Source organism: Methanobacterium formicicum DSM 3637 (assembly GCF_000302455.1).
Classification (GTDB): domain Archaea; phylum Methanobacteriota; class Methanobacteria; order Methanobacteriales; family Methanobacteriaceae; genus Methanobacterium; species Methanobacterium formicicum_A.
Window position 1 is genome coordinate 16,376 of the sequence record NZ_AMPO01000001.1, and the last position, 16,479, is coordinate 32,854.

At 40.6% G+C, this 16,479-nt stretch carries 18 protein-coding genes; 12 read left to right on the plus strand and 6 right to left on the minus strand.

Translation table 11 applies throughout. The features are described from left to right. The first annotated feature begins 12 nt into the window (after positions 1-12). Positions 13-1,296: a homoserine dehydrogenase gene (locus A994_RS00095; protein ID WP_004029190.1), complete on the plus strand. Its 1,284-nt coding sequence runs from the start codon at positions 13-15 to the stop codon at positions 1,294-1,296. Between the two features lie 194 nt (positions 1,297-1,490). On the opposite strand, the gene A994_RS00100 is transcribed toward A994_RS00095, so the two are convergent. Then, positions 1,491-1,814, minus strand: coding sequence for a cupin domain-containing protein (locus tag A994_RS00100; RefSeq protein WP_004029191.1), 324 nt, complete (start codon positions 1,812-1,814; stop codon positions 1,491-1,493). Between the two features lie 193 nt (positions 1,815-2,007). Beyond that, positions 2,008-2,511, minus strand: coding sequence for a DUF6448 family protein (locus A994_RS00105; protein WP_004029192.1), 504 nt, complete (start codon positions 2,509-2,511; stop codon positions 2,008-2,010). Positions 2,512-2,729: 218 nt separating this feature from the next. Between A994_RS00105 and A994_RS00110 the strand changes: the two genes are divergently transcribed. Further along, positions 2,730-3,011 carry a hypothetical protein gene (locus A994_RS00110; protein WP_004029193.1) on the plus strand — a complete coding sequence of 94 codons (282 nt, stop codon included), beginning with the start codon at positions 2,730-2,732 and terminating at the stop codon, positions 3,009-3,011. Positions 3,012-3,204: 193 nt separating this feature from the next. Here the strand turns inward: A994_RS00110 and A994_RS00115 are convergent, their stop codons facing one another. The 4 genes from A994_RS00115 to A994_RS00130 form a co-directional block, all read right to left on the minus strand. After that, a complete protein-coding gene (locus A994_RS00115) occupies positions 3,205-3,861 on the minus strand; it encodes a DUF5612 domain-containing protein (RefSeq protein ID WP_004029194.1) in 657 nt (218 codons plus the stop codon). Positions 3,862-3,974: 113 nt separating this feature from the next. Continuing rightward, the gene (locus A994_RS00120) at positions 3,975-4,790 is read right to left on the minus strand and encodes a DNA-formamidopyrimidine glycosylase family protein (protein ID WP_004029195.1); all 816 of its coding nucleotides are present in this window, start codon (positions 4,788-4,790) and stop codon (positions 3,975-3,977) included. 118 nt (positions 4,791-4,908) lie between these two features. Then, positions 4,909-5,673, minus strand: a complete 765-nt coding sequence (locus A994_RS00125; RefSeq protein ID WP_004029196.1) for a carboxymuconolactone decarboxylase family protein — start codon at positions 5,671-5,673, stop codon at positions 4,909-4,911. A 110-nt stretch (positions 5,674-5,783) separates the two neighbouring features. Then, on the minus strand, positions 5,784-6,263 hold the full coding sequence (locus tag A994_RS00130; protein ID WP_004029197.1) for a pyridoxamine 5'-phosphate oxidase family protein: 480 nt from the start codon (positions 6,261-6,263) through the stop codon (positions 5,784-5,786). 185 nt (positions 6,264-6,448) lie between these two features. Here A994_RS00130 and A994_RS00135 point away from each other — a divergent pair, with 185 nt between their 5' ends. The 10 genes from A994_RS00135 to A994_RS00180 all read left to right on the plus strand — a co-directional run bounded on the left by A994_RS00135 (position 6,449) and on the right by A994_RS00180 (position 16,445). Then, complete coding sequence (locus A994_RS00135) at positions 6,449-7,936, plus strand: TrkH family potassium uptake protein (protein ID WP_004029198.1); 1,488 nt, start codon at positions 6,449-6,451, stop codon at positions 7,934-7,936. Positions 7,937-8,012: 76 nt separating this feature from the next. Continuing rightward, positions 8,013-8,441, plus strand: a complete 429-nt coding sequence (locus tag A994_RS00140) for a hypothetical protein (RefSeq protein ID WP_048204006.1) — start codon at positions 8,013-8,015, stop codon at positions 8,439-8,441. 172 nt (positions 8,442-8,613) lie between these two features. Then, positions 8,614-9,249, plus strand: a complete 636-nt coding sequence (locus tag A994_RS00145; protein ID WP_004029200.1) for a TetR/AcrR family transcriptional regulator — start codon at positions 8,614-8,616, stop codon at positions 9,247-9,249. 34 nt (positions 9,250-9,283) lie between these two features. Continuing rightward, on the plus strand, positions 9,284-10,075 hold the full coding sequence (locus tag A994_RS00150) for a flavodoxin family protein (RefSeq protein WP_048203975.1): 792 nt from the start codon (positions 9,284-9,286) through the stop codon (positions 10,073-10,075). 148 nt (positions 10,076-10,223) lie between these two features. Next, complete coding sequence (locus A994_RS00155; protein ID WP_048203976.1) at positions 10,224-10,529, plus strand: hypothetical protein; 306 nt, start codon at positions 10,224-10,226, stop codon at positions 10,527-10,529. 52 nt (positions 10,530-10,581) lie between these two features. Further along, positions 10,582-10,947 (plus strand): DUF2089 domain-containing protein, encoded by a 366-nt coding sequence (locus A994_RS00160; protein WP_237739669.1) that lies wholly within the window; start codon positions 10,582-10,584, stop codon positions 10,945-10,947. Between the two features lie 44 nt (positions 10,948-10,991). Further along, a complete protein-coding gene (locus tag A994_RS00165) occupies positions 10,992-11,375 on the plus strand; it encodes an SHOCT-like domain-containing protein (RefSeq protein WP_048204007.1) in 384 nt (127 codons plus the stop codon). A 177-nt stretch (positions 11,376-11,552) separates the two neighbouring features. Then, positions 11,553-12,827, plus strand: coding sequence for a polysaccharide pyruvyl transferase family protein (locus tag A994_RS00170; RefSeq protein ID WP_004029208.1), 1,275 nt, complete (start codon positions 11,553-11,555; stop codon positions 12,825-12,827). A 122-nt stretch (positions 12,828-12,949) separates the two neighbouring features. Beyond that, positions 12,950-15,808, plus strand: a complete 2,859-nt coding sequence (locus A994_RS00175) for an AMP-binding protein (protein ID WP_004029210.1) — start codon at positions 12,950-12,952, stop codon at positions 15,806-15,808. Next, on the plus strand, positions 15,798-16,445 hold the full coding sequence (locus A994_RS00180) for an L-2-amino-thiazoline-4-carboxylic acid hydrolase (RefSeq protein ID WP_004029211.1): 648 nt from the start codon (positions 15,798-15,800) through the stop codon (positions 16,443-16,445). Before A994_RS00175 ends, A994_RS00180 begins: the two co-directional genes overlap by 11 nt. Positions 16,446-16,479: the final 34 nt, after the last annotated feature.

The window sequence follows — 16,479 nt, forward strand, 5'->3', positions numbered from 1 at the left end:
GGAATGATTTAAATGGAAGAAACAGTTAATATTGGACTTATTGGTTTTGGAACCATCGGAAGCGGTGTTGTAGCCACTTTAAATCAAAACATCCAATTGTTAGAGAGTAAAGTTAATAAAAAGGTTAATCTCAAACGTATAGTGGATCTGGACATCACCACTGATCGTGGTGTGGAAGTTAAACCCGGAGTACTATCCACCAATGTGGATGATATCCTGGAGGATGATGAGATTGATATTGTCATTGAACTGGTTGGTGGCTATCAGCCAGCTCTGAATTTCATTTTAAAGGCTATGGAAAATGGCAAACATGTTGTAACTGCCAATAAAGCACTTTTAGCCAAGCACTGGCAGGAGATCACTGACAGTGCCCAGAAAAATGGTGTAAGAATCGCTTTTGAGGCCAGTGTTGGTGGAGGTATTCCATTACTGGCACCACTAAATGATGGGCTGACTGCAAACAACATAGAAACCATTTACGGGATCATCAATGGAACCGCCAATTACATACTCACTAAAATGGCTGCAGAAGGTCTTGATTTTGACACAGTCCTAAAAGAAGCCCAGGAGATGGGTTACGCTGAAGCAGACCCTACCTTTGATATTGAAGGCCATGACACTGCTCAGAAACTCATAATACTCAGCATACTTGGTTTTGGAGTTTACGTTAAACAGGAACGGTTCCACGTTGAAGGTATAACCAGGATCACACCGGACGACATCCGTTTTGCCCGGGAAGAACTGGAAAGTGTGATTAAACTACTGGCCATTGCCCAGATAACCGATGGCGAGCTGGAAATAAGGGTACATCCCACCCTGGTACCTGAAACACACCTATTAGCAGCGGTTAACGATGTTTTTAATGCAGTGTACCTGGTGGGAGATGTGGTGGGTCCAGTGCTCATGTACGGAGCAGGTGCTGGTATGATGCCTACTGCCAGTGCAGTGGTGGCAGATTGTATTGACATAATTCAGGATATGGAAAGACCAGTGGCTTACGGGCCAAAAGAAACCAGGGTAGAAAAGATTAAGGATATTTCAGAAGTGGAGTCCAAGTATTATCTGAGGATAACTGCACTGGATGAACCAGGAGTCCTGCACTCCATATCCGGTGTTCTGAGTGATCTGGACATTAGTATTGAATCAGTGAGCCAGAAAAAAGCAGATAAAGGTGAAGCAGTACCTATCTTCATAGTAACCCATCATGCCCTGGAGAAAAACGTTCAGGAAGCACTGACTCTCATTGACCAGATGGACTTTGTGAAGGAAGAAACTGTTCTTATTCGGTTACTTTAGATGGATAAAAATAATCTTTAAACGAATTGAATAATAAAAATGGCATTAAATAATTTAATTCCTTATACCAGAGTATAAAATCTCTTATACCCTGAGTATAAGTGAATTTTAATTTTGGTTCTTTAGTTCATTTGAAATTTTAATTTTTTAACTTCAGGACTGGATCATGGTTAATTCATGACCGGAACAGCTATTTATGACCTGATCATGGTTAAGATCATTTTGTATCGTTCCAGGGCATGGAGAGCGTGTGGTTCATCCGCAGGCATGATGATCATATCTCCCCTATGGAGTGTGTTCTTTTTGCCGGAGATTGTTATTTCTGCCTTTCCATCGATTATCTGGACCATTGCATCGAATGGTGCGGTGTGTTCGCTTAGCCCTTCCCCTTTATCAAAGGCAAATATAGTTACAGTTCCAGTTTCCTTGCGGATTATTTCACGGCTTACAACTGCTCCTTCCTGATAATCAAGCAGGTCTTCCACATTTATAACCACGGATTTCAGTTCATCACTCATTATATACACCTTACCTTTTTATTTTCAGTAAATAACATTTAATACTACACTAAATTAGGTAAATAGAGTTAAATGGGACAAATATCGAATCAACTACGGCAAATAGAGTTGCCTTTAACAGTAGTTACCCCATGAATGCATAAACTTGTTGGAATATTTAAATTTCTTCCATTTATACTTATCTTCAATAAATTCAACCTTCTTCCATAAATTCAATTAACTGTTGCATGTAACCGAAGAAGTTTAAAAGGGAATCTACGTAGTCCCGGGCATCGTCCACATCAGTCACATCATAATCTTTTTTGGAGATAACATCATCAAATCGTGACAGAACATCTTCTTTAATGGAGTTTAGGATGAAATTCATGAGATCATTCATGTTTTCAGTTCTAACCGCCTGCTCCGCCATTTTAATAACTGGTTTTTTATTGATCTGAGAGGGTCTGAGCCCATTGTAAGCCATTCCCCTACCTTTCAGGTGCAATCGGACTGCGGTTTCAAAGAACCAGTAGTCGGCCAGTTCAGCTGCATCTCCAGAAAGTTCTCGCACCAGGAGTGTTCGCTCAAAGGCATCTTTAAGCTCATCCTCATATCTTTCCCGGATAAATGGGAACACATAATCAATGTTTTCCATTTCTAGAGCTTCTTCAGCGGCTTTAACCACCAATCCATCCATACCATCACATTGAAGTGTCATTTTAAGCTCACCCCTCGGATATTCCTCCATCCTGGAATTTTAGTTCAGATTAATGTTCAACAAGGATGTTTATGCAAGTTATTTTGTGGGTTAATATTTGTCCACAAATAGTATTAAAATGATTCCAAATCCATCATCAAAACCAAACCCTGAAAAATTAACCCCCAAATTAATATAAATATAAATCCTTTTACCAACAGAGTATAAGTGGTGATACCATGGATAAAAAAACTGAGGAACTCCTTAAAAAATGTGAAAATGTGGAAGATACCAGTATTATGGGCACCTGCAAAGGCCTGCTGAAAATGATGGCCGAAAAAGACGTGGTTGTTGAGGACAAAGAGGGGCAAACCTATCTGGACATGGCTGAAAACCTCAAACCAAATGATGTGTCACAGGTTCTGCAGTTAGCTCTTAAAGTCCGGGAAAGTGGGGATATTACTGACGTTGAACTAAAAAACGAGGCAAGTAGACTCATCAGAGCCATAGAAATGAGTTAAAAACTATCATTTAACTTTCAAGTCAACAATAAGAACCAGAAAATAAGTTTAAATTTAAACAGAAATAGTTTAAATTCGAAAAAGTAATTTTTAAAATTATTAAAAGATCTCTTTTGGGAGATCTTCTAAATCCTTTTTTTATGAAGTATAAATTAGAATTTTGATTTAAAATAAAATAAATTAGAATTTTGATTCAAAATCTCTTTTGACCGAGTCGTTTGATGTCGAATATAGCAGTGTCTGCTACTGACATTACTGCCATCACTCCAGCCTGTATGGGGTCAGTTACCACCAAATCTGCCTTTTCAGTTACACTGCCGGGCATGTTGAGGCTGATTACTATGACTTCATGGTCTTTTTTTATTTTATCTATGGCCTCGGTGATCTTCCCTCCCATGAGAGAACCGGCAAGAACCAGGGCTCCTACTCTTGGCAGTCGTCCCACTGCAGATACTGCTTCGGATAGGTCTTCTTCACCTACCAGGGGTATGGTATCCACACTGATGTGTTCTCCCCTGATGTTATGACGGTCAGCCTCGGTGATGGCACCCTGGGCCACCATGGCTACCTGTGCACCGCCACCAATGATGATAATTCTTTTACCATAAACATCCTGAAGTGTGGGGCATTCTTCAACACTTCTAACTGCTTCTACCTTTCTAATATTCTCTATTAACCTACTCACGTTCTTAACTGCCTCTAACTCCAGATAAAGTGATGCATGGTCTTTGTCCTCGACAAATAGGTGGGTGTAGGTTATATTAATCCCACATATGGCAGTTAATTCTGTAATGTCTCGCAAGACTCCTGGCTGGTTAACAGCCCTGATATTTATGGCAATTTCATCCATTACTGATTATCTCCTGAAAATGACTCCAAAAATCTTATTGCTTAAAAAATTCCTATTTCTTAATCTAACCTACTTTCTAAATTAAACTATCGATTATGGTATTAAGTGACAATTTACAACTCCTGGCAGTGGGGACAGATGTATGAAGATGTGCTTCCGGTTTTAATCTTTTCAATGGTGCCACCACACTTAGGGCAGGGCTCACCCTCTTTATAAGCTACCAGGAAGTAATCCCGATCAAATCCATTGTTCTGACCATAGAAATCTTTTTCATAGGCCAGTCCACCTATTTCAATGGCATTTTTAAGGTTTTCCTGGATCATGTCATGTAACTTGTCAACTTTACAGGTTTCCAGAGTGTTTGCTACCTTTTTAGGATGTATTTTTGCCCGGAAGAGAATATCATGGATGTATACATTCCCTATGCCCCCGATTTTCTTCTGGTTCAGGATGAGGTTTTTAATCTGGGAGCGTGCCCCGCATAGTTCCCTGAAGTGTTCGGTGGTGAATTCCGCATCCAAGGGTGAAATTGCAATATCTTTGGTGGCTTTATGCTGGGGTAATTCCTCATCCTGCAGGAGTTCTGCCCGTCCTATCCACCAGAATTTACATGAAAAGGAGGATCCATCGGTAAACTGAAAAAGACACTGGTATTCCTCTGGTAAATCCGCACCAGGTTCATGGTAGAGAATGTCGGCACCCATACCCAAATTCAGCAGTAGATGATAATCATCAGATAACTGGATGAAAATCCATTTACCTTTGTTGTAAACCTTAATTACCTTTTTACCCTTGATTTTCTGAATAAATTCGTCTGCGGTCAGGTTTAAAGATTTTTCTTGGCGAAGTTCGCCCTGCTGAAACTCTTTTGATGATAGTTCCTTATCCATCTGTCCAGCCAGTATAATGAGTTCTGGTAGCTCTGCCATTATTCACATCCCCCAATCCATATCAATACCATAGATCCATTTTCAATAATGTTCAATAATAATATGTCATGTTTTTATTAATAAAGTAGAAAAAGTAAAGTAGGAAAAAATTTAAGGATTAGAATGTGCTGAAGACTTCTTTAGCAGTATTTATACCATTTATAGCTGCAGGGAACCCAGCATAAACCACCATGAGAATGATGGTTTCAATTATCTCTTTTCTGGTTAAACCTACGTTTAAACCTGCCCTGATGTGGAAGGCCAGTTGTGGTTGTGCTGTGCCCATGCAGGTGAGGGCAGCGATTGTGGCAATTTGTCTGAGTTTAGGGTCCAGATTCTTTCTACTGTAGATATCTCCGTATCCAAATGCAACCACAAATTCGGTTAGGTCCGGAGCTATATCCTGGAAGTTCTCCTTTAAAACATTCACCTGATTATCATCCAGCTTTCCTAGCCATTTTGCACCCTGGCTAAAACGATCCCCCTCCTGTTTTTCAGTTACTGGCTGGAAATCAATATTTTTCTCCTGTAGAACTTCCTTAAGGGCGTTGATCCCATTTATAGCACTGGGAAATCCACTGTAGGATGACATTTGCAGGATAACTTCCACCAGTTCTTCTGTAGAAACACCCACATTCAGTGCCCCATTGATGTGGACCTTTAATTGTGGAGTAGCGTTACCCATGGCAGTTAATCCTGCCACCACTGCAATTTCCTTTTCTTTCAGGGTGGTTCCCGTTCTACAGTAGATGTCTCCAAATGAAAATTCAATCACGTACTTGGACAGATCCGGTGCAATATCTTCTAAACTTTCAACCACTGCTTCTCCAGCTTCCCCATCAATTTCCTTAAGTTTTTCCCAGCCTCGGTTATACCGTTCCATGTTAAACCACTCCTTATCTTTATTAGTCACTTTAACTTTAAAATTTAAAATTAATCCAAATAAATAAATCCAAAACTAATCATCAGTCACTGATTTGACATGTTTCATGATTAATACCCTGATTTTTTGCCAGTTATTTCTTCTACTTCCACTCTTATCACCAGTACCTTGTTCAGGGATTGTTCAGAGTATTCAAATAATTGTTCATCAGATTCAATTGATTCTTGAGAATATTTAGCCATTATTATATCCATGGCTTCCTTTTTTCCCTGAAGGTCATCTATTAAATGGGCCTTACCCGAACCAATTACACTCAGATATTTCATTCCCCAGTTACACGGATTTTCGGATCTCACCATCTGGGTTTTGATGTCCATCTGGAAGCAAATGTTGTTATTCTCCTTCAAAATATCGATCTTACGCCCTCTCGTTGCAGAGTGAAGATATAACCGATTTTCACTGTAAGCGAAGTTCATGGGTACCAAGTAAGGCTCTTCACCATCACATAAAGCTATCCTGCATACCTCAGATTGGTTTAATATTTTATGGAGGATTTGCGGATCTTTAATCTCCTTATCACTTCTTCTCATGTTTTTTTCCTCTTTATATGCACATATTTGGATAATAATGTGTTTAAAGATTATTATTTTGATTTTTTAGTTTTTGAACCCTTGATATTGAGATAAAGTTTCCAAATTGTTCATATAACAACAAAGATTATATGCTAGTCTGATCTACCACTAACGGTTATATTAAATTGAGGGTAAGGGGTTACATGCAACAAATTCACCGCTTGAGTAGAAGAGAAGTTAAGACTATACTGCACCATACCGGGAATGTGTGCATACTGCTGGCAGCCGCAATGTTAATTCCCATATTAATCACTTTTATTTATAATGAACCGAAATATATAACTCCTTTTCTTTATTCTGCCATTATAAGCATGATTATTGGTTTTCTTCTGGTGAAACTGTTTAAAGTTGAAATTAAAATGACACTGAAAAGTGCCATGATCTTCTCCACCATCATATGGCTTATTGCCTGTGCACTGGGAGCTTTACCCTACTATCTTTCCGGGGATTTATCTTATCTTAACTCTTATTTTGAGGCCATGTCTGGATTTACAACCACCGGTTTCAGCATGTACTCCAACCTGGATGCAGTTTCATATACCATGAATTTTTGGAGGGCTTTTACCCAGTGGATTGGTGGTCTTGGAATCATATTCCTTCTTCTTGCACTTTTAAGATCCACCGGTGCTGATGTGATGCGCCTTTACCTGGCAGAAGGCCGAGAAGAAAGAGTTGTACCCAGTATTAAGCATTCCACCAGAATTATTGTTTACATATACCTTTTGTTCACTGGAATCGGAATTCTCCTATTTTTAGCCGCAGGAATGCCACTGTTTGACTCTGTATTCCACACCTTCGTTTCTTTATCCACCGGAGGGTTTGGAATGCATAACTCCAGTATCCTGTTCTACAACAGCTTCTGGATAGAACTGGTAGCCATGATCGTGATGATGATCGGTGCCACCAACTTTGCCCTGCACTACACTGTCCTTAAAGGGAACTGGAGGGAATACTTTAAAGATATAGAAACAAAGGTGGCTTTTGGTCTTATAATAATTTCCACGGCCCTGGTGACCTTCATGCTCTATAACAATCAGGTTTACGGGAATGATTTCCTACTTAACTTGAGGTTCAGCCTTTTCCAGGTGGTTTCAGCCGTGACCACCACCGGACTGCAAACCGCTTTCTATCCGGACATATTGAGTAAGTGGATTGGTCTGGGTACCTTCCTCATGACCATACTAATGATCATTGGTGCCGGATCCCTATCTACCGGTGGGGGTATTAAGTGGCTCAGAGTGGGAATACTTCTTAAAGGAATATCTTGGCAGGTGAAATCATTCATATTACCAGGTAAAGCAGTTATGGCCAAAAAATTACACCACGTGACTGAACTGCAGATAACTGATGATGTTTTAAGATTAACCGGGGCATTTCTATCCACCTACCTGGTGGTATACATTGTAAGTGTAATCATCGTCCTGATTTACTATCCCGATATTTCCAGGGTGATATTCGAAGTAGCCTCTGCCCTGAGTAACGTGGGACTTTCCAGCGGAATCATGACTCCAGATTCACCCGTACTGGTTAAAATAGTATTCATTATTGATTTCTGGATGGGTAGGCTGGAAATCTGGCCAGTTTTACTCCTAATAGCTATTACCATTAATAATGTGGTTAGAAGAAGGTAAATACTTCTTTTTTAAATATATGACCAAGGAAAATTCCATCAATAATGAAGAATTTTTAATAATTAGGAGGAATTACATGGGACATAAACAGGTAGAACTTAAACTTGATGATGATTTTTATATTTTAGTGGATGAGGGAATGGAGGATATTATAAAAAACTTCTTTCACTGGGAACTGGAAACCTGCAATTCATGTATTGATTACAAGGGGTCCGTGTGGATTGAATTTTGCGAATATGAAGAGTGGGAGAGATTTTTACAGCTAACCCTCCGTAATAACATCGCAGAAAAAGGAAAATCCCCTGAAAAAGAGACTCTGTGGGATTTCCTTCAGGAGAAGTCCCGGGTAAATCTGGTTTTTGATGAAGAATTAATGGAAGATCCCAATGATGAGGAGGGAACCCTTCGAACCGGGGTTCTTATAATCTGTGTTGGTTTAAAATTCCCTAAAGAATTCATTGGTGAATTTAGGGAATTGTTCTTTGAAGTTTTCCCACCTGAATAATTCTTATTTCTTTTTTTAAATTTTTAGTAAGGTTGCAATTTTTTATTTTTAAAGATTCTTTCAAGATCTCCTAAATTCTTTCAAGATCACTTACGAACGAACGTTAGTTTTATATATTATGATACCAATTTTTATTTAACGAACGAACGTTAGTTAAATTAGAAGTGTTACCATGAAAAATCAAAAAGCAGGAGCAGAACCCAAACCTACCAAAGAAAGAATATTCGATGTGGCCCTGGAATTATTCTCACAGAAGGGTTTTGATGCGGTTAGTGTGCGGGAAATAGCTCGCGAGGTCGGAATAAGGGAAAGTTCAATTTACAATCACTACAAAAATAAAGAGGCTATTCTGGACACCATAATTGACTATTTCATGAATGAACTTCACCAGAGCGTCTTTTCTGAGGAAGAAGAATCTGCTCTCCTGGAAGAAAGCCCAGAAGCATATCTACAGCAAGGAGCCCGGATGTACATGGAAAGTATCAACACTCCTCAGATGGAGAAGATATGGCGCCTGGTATCCATTGAAACTTATCACAACGATAAAATAAGGGAATTCTTCAAAAAAGAACTTTTAGACGCCCCAATCGATATCTGGGAGAATACGTTCAGGATGATGATCGAAAAGAAGATGATCAAACCATTGAATCCACGGACACTAGCCCATGAATACTTCTCCTTTCCAATCTACCTGTTCTTCGAGTACTACGTCCTGAGGTACGACGAAGATTTCAATTCTTTTATTGAAATGGCCATGGAAAAAATGGTCAACCATAATGAATTCTTCTTAAATGCCATTAAAATCTAAAAAAGATGTTATAAATCAGTAAATGTGTGAAAATATGAAAATTTTAACCATCATTGGAAGTCCACGAAAAAAGGGAAACAGTTACCAGGCCGCCTGTAAACTGGAACAAGAAATGAAAACCAGAGGAGATTATGAATTTGAATATCTCTTCCTTAAAGATACCGATCTCCAGGAATGCAGGGGATGTTTCAACTGTATATCCCGGGGAATCGAATTCTGCCCCCTAAAAGATGACCGGCAAATGATCCAGGAGAAAATGCACCAAGCAGATGGCCTGGTCATGGTCTCACCAGTCTACGTCATGACTGTTACCGCCCTAATGAAAAACTTCATTGACCGGGTAGCCTACCTCTGCCACCGACCAGAATACCACGGTAAGAAGGCAATGGTCCTGTGTACCACCGGAGGAATAGGAGCTAAAGAAACTCTTGAGTACATGGAACTGATAACCGAAGCCTGGGGATACAAGGTTGCAGGTAAATGTAGTCTTACCACCGCACCATGGCCTGCAACAGAGGGTTTAGAAAAGAAAAACAGTAAATCACTGCAAAAATCCGTGCAGAAATTTGACCAATCCCTGAAATACATGGAACAGGAAGGATCGCCAAACGTGAGTATTAAGGAATATATGGGTTTCCGGATCTTCCAGACTATTTCCAGGGACGTTAAAGAGTACATGCCAGCAGACTACCAGTTCTACCAGGGTAAGAAATACTATCAACCCGCCAAAGTAGGTTTTTTAACTAAAGCTGTGACTGGAATCATGTTAAGGGTGATTTTTTTCATGATGAGGGATATGGGACCTGGAGAGAAAAAAGATCAGTAAATCCCCACTAACATTGAAAATATTAATTTAAATATTGATATTTTTGAACTTTTAATTAAGATTATCAATAATTTTATATAGTATTAATTAGAATTATTGAATAACCAAGTAGGGAACCTTCAGGAACTCTACTATTTTAGGTGGGATAATGAAGGCTAAAAAGTTAAAAATACATGTAAAAACTTCTAAATTCTCGATTCCCATTCCAGCGTTACGTTTTTCAACGTTGAGATGGATTTCAAAAATGGCATTTAAATACGGCCCTTCTAAAATCAGGAATGGTAAAATGAAGTCTGGTAAACCCGGTATGGATGCCATACTGGAGAACCTCACTCCCCAGGATATTGAAATGATCCTGGAACATCTGGAACAGGAAGAACCATTTGAACTGGTGAACATCGATACCTGGGATGAAAACAAGGAAAAAGTAAGGGTGAAGATCTACACTGTTTGATTAAAACGCAGCGTTAAGTCAAGGAGTAAGCAGGGTTAAGTCAAGGAGTTGAATGAATTTGAAACGTGAAGTACCAGGAAGCTGCCCCATCTGTGAAAGTGAAACCAAAATCACCGAGATATACTGTAAAAACTGTGAAACAACTATTCGGGGTGAATTCGAGTTATGCAAGTTCTGCAGGTTGAGCGAAAAACAAAAATACTTTGTTGAGGTTTTCATCAAAAACAGAGGCAATATCAAGGAAATAGAAAAAGAACTGGGCATATCCTATCCCACGGTAAGGAATAAGCTGGATGAAGTGATTTCCACCCTGGGCTATAAGCTGGAAAAACCAGCCGTTAACCAGAAGGAAATCCTGGAAAAGCTCAGTAAGGGAGAAATCAGCAAAGACGAAGCTTTAAAGTTGTTGAGTAAATAATGGTTGGGCGTAAGATGAGTGATGGTAAGTTAGGAGGATTTTTAATGTCTAAAAATGTATCAGAAGAGAAAATTCAGATATTGGAAATGGTGGAAGATGGAAAGATCACTGCAGCAGAAGGAACAGAGCTTTTAGCTGCCCTAGAGAGTAATGAAGAGGAAATTGTCCCTCGAAAGGATGTTAAATGGTTAAAGGTTCGGGTGTACACCATGGATGATCAGCCAAAAGTGAACGTGAATATACCCATTTCCCTGGTGGATGTGGGGTTGAAGCTGGCCAAAAAATACGATCCCAAATTTAATGACTCTGGGCGGGACAACATCGACCTTGATGAGATTTTAGATGCCATTAAAAATGGGGCAGAGGGTAAAATTGTCGATGTCATCGATGACGAAGAACAAACCAAAATCAAAGTGTACGTGGAATAAACACTACCCTGAAAAATTTAATGTCCAATTAATGGCCTAAATCATTATTTAATTTATTAGGATATGATTTAATCTATTAGAATATATTCAGGGAATTTTTGGTTATTAAAAGGACATTTTTGATTATTAGAAGTTTTGATTATTAGAAGACGTTCAAGAATATTTCAGGGAATTAATATGGAAAATAACACTGCCAACCATGACTTAAAATCCGGGGGAAAATCAACTGGGCCCCGGGTTCTCCTGGTTGGATATAACGGTGCCAACAACACCGGCTCCGAAGCCAGACTACTGGCAATAATCGAAGATATAAGGAGTTTACTGGGACCCACTGTGGAGATCACCGTTCCCACATTAAATGAAGAGAACTTGCGCCGTTACCTTGCAGAAGATGAACACTTGCACATTGCTCCCATTCCTTCAATCTTTTTCTTTGCCATTGACAAGCTGGTGAAACAACACGACCTGGTACTCCTGGTTGAAGGAAGCTGTTACATGGACACCTGGACTTCCGCACTCCTCTGGGCATTCCTGTGGGCCACTAACCGTGCTCATCACCATAATAAACCATGCCTGGCTTATGCAGTGGATGCTGGTGAGCTATCCTCCCTGAACAGGTGGCTGGTTAAAAGGGAGGCCAGTAAAACTGATCTCATCATCACACGGACCAGGCACGCCATGGAAAAACTTCAAAAGACCGGGGTAACTGCACCCATAACCTCCACTGCAGATTGTGCGTACACCTTCAAGGAAGAAGAAGACCATGATTTCTTAAATAGAATATGGCCCGAATCTTCAAATGGTGTAGTTGGTCTGGCTGTGGTGGATTTTTCCCTATGGCCAGTGGTTATCCGACCGTGGGGACGCAAAAAAGATCTTTACAAGTGGCCTTATTATTTTTCCCGTTCCACAGAACGGAAGAACACACGTGAAAAACTGATTGAAGGATGGGCCCGAACTGCAGATGAGATAATCAAAAAACATGGCAAGAGTGTTGCCCTCATCTGTATGGAAGAACTGGACCACCCTCTGGCTGAGGATATTCTGGGAAAAATGAAAAACAAAGACCAATGCAGGATAATCTCCTCTGGCCAGTACAATGCATCCCAGATGACGGGTATGCTTTCTGATCTGGATTTGTTGGTCACTTCACGTTATCATGCTGCAGTTTTATCTCTCCGTGCTGGTGTTCCCCAGATAGCAGTGGCCCATGATCCCAGGCTAACTTCACTCTACCAGGATCTCAAGCTTTACCAAGACTACTTTATATGCCACGATGCCCCCAATTTATGGGAAGATCTCAGAAGAACCATAGATTTACTTTTAGCAAATGGTGATTTAGAGAAAGATATGCTGAAAGAAGGATTGCAGGAACAGGTAACTCTATCCCAAAAGAACCGAATCTTACTGGGAGAGTTCCTTAAAGAAAAAAATATTTCATCTCTTAAATGAAGATAGGTTAATAATCCAAAATAAAATCCAAAATAAAATGAAGGCACTTGAATAGGTTAGAATACTTGAGACCGGTTAGAATACGGAGATAGATTTAGAATACTAAGATAGGTTAGAATAATATGGCAGAAACAATGAAAACCCGTGTGCTACTGACTGGAGCAAATGGATTCCTGGGAACCCAGATCGCCCGCCAGCTAATTTACCTCCCTGAAATAGAAATTATAGCCATGGTAAGAGCTAAAGATAAAGAAACTGCCAGGTTACGTCTTGAAAGGTCATGGTATGATTGGGGAGAACTTCAAGAAGCACTGAATGATCGGGTTACAGTCATACCCGGTGACGTTACCCTAGAAGATCTGGGGATGGCTGATGAAGATTACCAGAATCTTGTTTTGACCTTAACCCATATCATTCATACCGTTGCTGATCTCCGTCTCCACGCACCCCTGGAAGATCTCAGGAAGACCAATGTGGAAGGTACCCGGAACCTCCTAAAACTAGCAGTCCAGGCCCAGGAAAATGGTATTTTTAAACGTTTTTCACACTTATCCACCGCATACGTGGCAGGTAAACGAGAGGGCCTCATCTTAGAAGACCCTGAATTTATACCTAAAGTTAATTTTAATGAAGCTAATGAAGCTAATGTTAATCAAATTAATGAAGTTACAACAGACTTCTGGAGTAACTACGAGGAAAGTAAATATGAGGCAGAACAAGCTGTCCTAAAATCAGGTGTACCCTACTCCATCTTCCGACCAGGGATGGTGGTTGGAGATTCGGAAACTGGGGATATAAAAACATTCAACACTGTTTACGCTCTTTTTAAACTCTATTTAAATGGTAAACTGAGATTCATTCCCACCAGTTCCAACCTCACCCTGAATATGGTCCCAGTTGATTACGTTGCCCATGCCGTGGGTAATTTAACCTTCAACCGGGAAGCGGAAGGGAAAACATTCCACTTAACTGCACCCCAGGAGACTTTACCAACCATTAGCCAACTCCTGGAACAGGTACGGATATGGGCGCAGGATAAACTGGATCTTAAGCTTCCCCAACCAATTTTCATACCAGTAGCACCCCTAATCCAGAGGATATCCGCCCGATCTTCCAGACCCCAATCTGGGATTTTAAATACCCTGTTCACACTGGCACCCTATCTGAATGAAAAACACACCTTCAGCCGGGATAATATCAATAATTTTTTAGGAGATTACAACCTGAAATGGGAGGAATATTTACCTCACATCCTGGAGTATGCTGTTTACCATGGATTTTTCCATCGTTCAGAGCGTACCGTTCATGAACAGGTTTTATATCGCTTGGGAAGTCGCAGCTACCCTGTGAAATATTATGATATCACCCCTGATGGTGTCCAGGAGAAATCCGCAGCAAAGATGCGTGAAGATATCATCTCATCTTACAATTCTCTTAAAGAGTCTGGTGTTGGTCGGGGGGATCGGGTGGCCCTGGTGGGCTTAAACAGCACTCGTTACCTTACATTGGAGGTGGCTATCGGCCTTTTAGGAGCAGTCAGTGTTCCATTATATTACACCAGCCCCCCAAAAGAGATAGAAAATATTCTAAAAACCAGCAAAGCGAAAATTCTGTTTGTTGGGACTCCTCACCTTATGAAACGCCTATCGGAACTGGATATCAGCCTGGAGATGATTTCCTTCTGCAGGGAGTCACAATCAATACCCAGCGGTATTGTATCCTGGTCCGAATTCCTCAAAAAGGGTAAAGATCACCAAAAGATTAAAAATAATTCACTTATTCAAGCCCCAGTTGACTTCGGTGACCTGGCAACCATCCGTTACACTTCAGGCACCACTGGAACACCCAAGGGAGTTACCTTCAACCAGGAACATTTGAGGTGGATGGCAGAAAGTATGGCCTCACTACCCCCATGGAAAGACCGAAATCGTGAAGTACGTTATCTATCCTTTTTACCCATGAATCATGTTGTTGAGGGTATACTTGGGACATTTTCTCCGTATTATGCCCCGGCTCCCCTGAAGATATATTTCCTGGAGGACTTCGGTGATCTGGCCTCGGCCCTTCCCCAGGCAAAACCAACCATATTCTTCTCAGTACCCCGTTTCTATGAGAAGTTATGGTCCCAGTTGAAGAATTCATTTATGGGCAGCCATTACATCCATTTAAAACCAGGAATACGGAAGAAAATTTTAAAACCAGTGATGAAAAGGTTATTTTTAGGCAAAGCTGGTCTGGATCATTGCTCTCAACTTATAGTTGGTTCTGCTACTTCCAGCCAGCACCTAATCCTTGATTATCATTCACTGGGTGTGGAGATCCACAATGCCTACGGTTTAACCGAGGCACCCCTGGTGACATTGAACCGGAGGGGGGCCAACAGGATAGGTACCGTTGGAGAACCACTGCCTGAAACCAATATAATAATAGCCAGGGATGGAGAAGTGCTGGTTAAGGGGCCCCAGGTTACACCGGGTTACTTTGAATCGGATGTAACCCCTCCCAAGAAGGGAGGATGGCTTCAAAGTGGAGATATTGGTTTTATAACACCCGAGGGCAGTCTGGTTATAACCGGGCGGAAGAAAGAACTCATAATCAACTCTTACGGTAAGAGCATTGACCCCCTACGTATCGAAGCATTACTACGCAATGCTCCAGGGACCAGTGAGGTGATGCTGGTGGGTGAAGGTAAACCATACCTCATTGCACTTATCTGGGTGGAAGATGATTACGATCCCCTGGAAATAGAAAGAACCATCCATAAAATTAATCAGGATCTTTCACACCCAGAACAGGTTAAAAGATGGGGTATACTCCCCAATGATCTTTCCATTGATGGTGGAGACCTCACCGCCAATATGAAGCTGAAAAGAGAGATTATCACCCAGCGTTACCAGGATGTGATTGATGCGCTTTACCAGGGCGCCCCCAACCCTCTTATTCTACACCTTGGCCAGCTGGAGGCAGCTAATGGGAATTAAACTGAGAATAATATCCCTCTGGACTCCAGAATGGTTCCAAAAAAGGGGCCTGGATGAACTGGCCCATCAAACTACCAGTGGCCTGGAAAAACTGCTGGATGACCAGGCTGATGAGGATTTAAAATCTAATATAAAACATCACGATATGGTTTTAAAGGGAAATTTGGATGAAAGAAGAAAAATAATGGCCACCACTCATAATAAACTGGTTGAAAGAATGGTAAGTACAATGGGGCGTGAAGAGGCCATTAAAAAAGGGCGAAAAGCCATGTTCAATGAAGGTTTATCCCTGGGAGTTAAGTTCAAGAGAATTTTAGGGGTTGGAGAGAGTATTGATGATCTTTTCACTGCTGCCAGGATTTTATATGATGTACTGGGAATCAAATTCAGCATTAAAGAAGTTGAAGAAGAAGGTGAAAATGGAAAAATAACCATGTTTGTCAGTCACTGTAACCTGGCAGAATATTATACTCCCGACACCTGCCACGTACTAAGTGCGGCGGATGAAGGCGTGGTGCAGGGTTTAAATCCCCATGTAAAGATCAAATTTACCAAAAGGATAACTGAAGGGTGTTTTGAGTGTTTAGCACCTGTTAAAATAGAAACCATTAGTAAATCAAATGGAATTAAATTATGAGATTAATTTGGGATTACTTTAGGAAATTACTTTG

Excerpts from the sequence above, each read along its gene's own strand:
- A994_RS00095 (WP_004029190.1), top strand. The coding sequence starts at position 13 with ATGGAAGAAACAGTTAATATTGGACTTATTGGTTTTGGAACCATCGGA.
- A994_RS00100 (WP_004029191.1), bottom strand. The coding sequence starts at position 1,814 with ATGAGTGATGAACTGAAATCCGTGGTTATAAATGTGGAAGACCTGCTT.
- A994_RS00105 (WP_004029192.1), bottom strand. The coding sequence starts at position 2,511 with ATGACACTTCAATGTGATGGTATGGATGGATTGGTGGTTAAAGCCGCT.
- A994_RS00110 (WP_004029193.1), top strand. The coding sequence starts at position 2,730 with ATGGATAAAAAAACTGAGGAACTCCTTAAAAAATGTGAAAATGTGGAA.
- A994_RS00115 (WP_004029194.1), bottom strand. The coding sequence starts at position 3,861 with ATGGATGAAATTGCCATAAATATCAGGGCTGTTAACCAGCCAGGAGTC.
- A994_RS00120 (WP_004029195.1), bottom strand. The coding sequence starts at position 4,790 with ATGGCAGAGCTACCAGAACTCATTATACTGGCTGGACAGATGGATAAG.
- A994_RS00125 (WP_004029196.1), bottom strand. The coding sequence starts at position 5,673 with ATGGAACGGTATAACCGAGGCTGGGAAAAACTTAAGGAAATTGATGGG.
- A994_RS00130 (WP_004029197.1), bottom strand. The coding sequence starts at position 6,263 with ATGAGAAGAAGTGATAAGGAGATTAAAGATCCGCAAATCCTCCATAAA.
- A994_RS00135 (WP_004029198.1), top strand. The coding sequence starts at position 6,449 with ATGCAACAAATTCACCGCTTGAGTAGAAGAGAAGTTAAGACTATACTG.
- A994_RS00140 (WP_048204006.1), top strand. The coding sequence starts at position 8,013 with ATGGGACATAAACAGGTAGAACTTAAACTTGATGATGATTTTTATATT.
- A994_RS00145 (WP_004029200.1), top strand. The coding sequence starts at position 8,614 with ATGAAAAATCAAAAAGCAGGAGCAGAACCCAAACCTACCAAAGAAAGA.
- A994_RS00150 (WP_048203975.1), top strand. The coding sequence starts at position 9,284 with ATGAAAATTTTAACCATCATTGGAAGTCCACGAAAAAAGGGAAACAGT.
- A994_RS00155 (WP_048203976.1), top strand. The coding sequence starts at position 10,224 with ATGAAGGCTAAAAAGTTAAAAATACATGTAAAAACTTCTAAATTCTCG.
- A994_RS00160 (WP_237739669.1), top strand. The coding sequence starts at position 10,582 with ATGAATTTGAAACGTGAAGTACCAGGAAGCTGCCCCATCTGTGAAAGT.
- A994_RS00165 (WP_048204007.1), top strand. The coding sequence starts at position 10,992 with ATGTCTAAAAATGTATCAGAAGAGAAAATTCAGATATTGGAAATGGTG.
- A994_RS00170 (WP_004029208.1), top strand. The coding sequence starts at position 11,553 with ATGGAAAATAACACTGCCAACCATGACTTAAAATCCGGGGGAAAATCA.
- A994_RS00175 (WP_004029210.1), top strand. The coding sequence starts at position 12,950 with ATGGCAGAAACAATGAAAACCCGTGTGCTACTGACTGGAGCAAATGGA.
- A994_RS00180 (WP_004029211.1), top strand. The coding sequence starts at position 15,798 with ATGGGAATTAAACTGAGAATAATATCCCTCTGGACTCCAGAATGGTTC.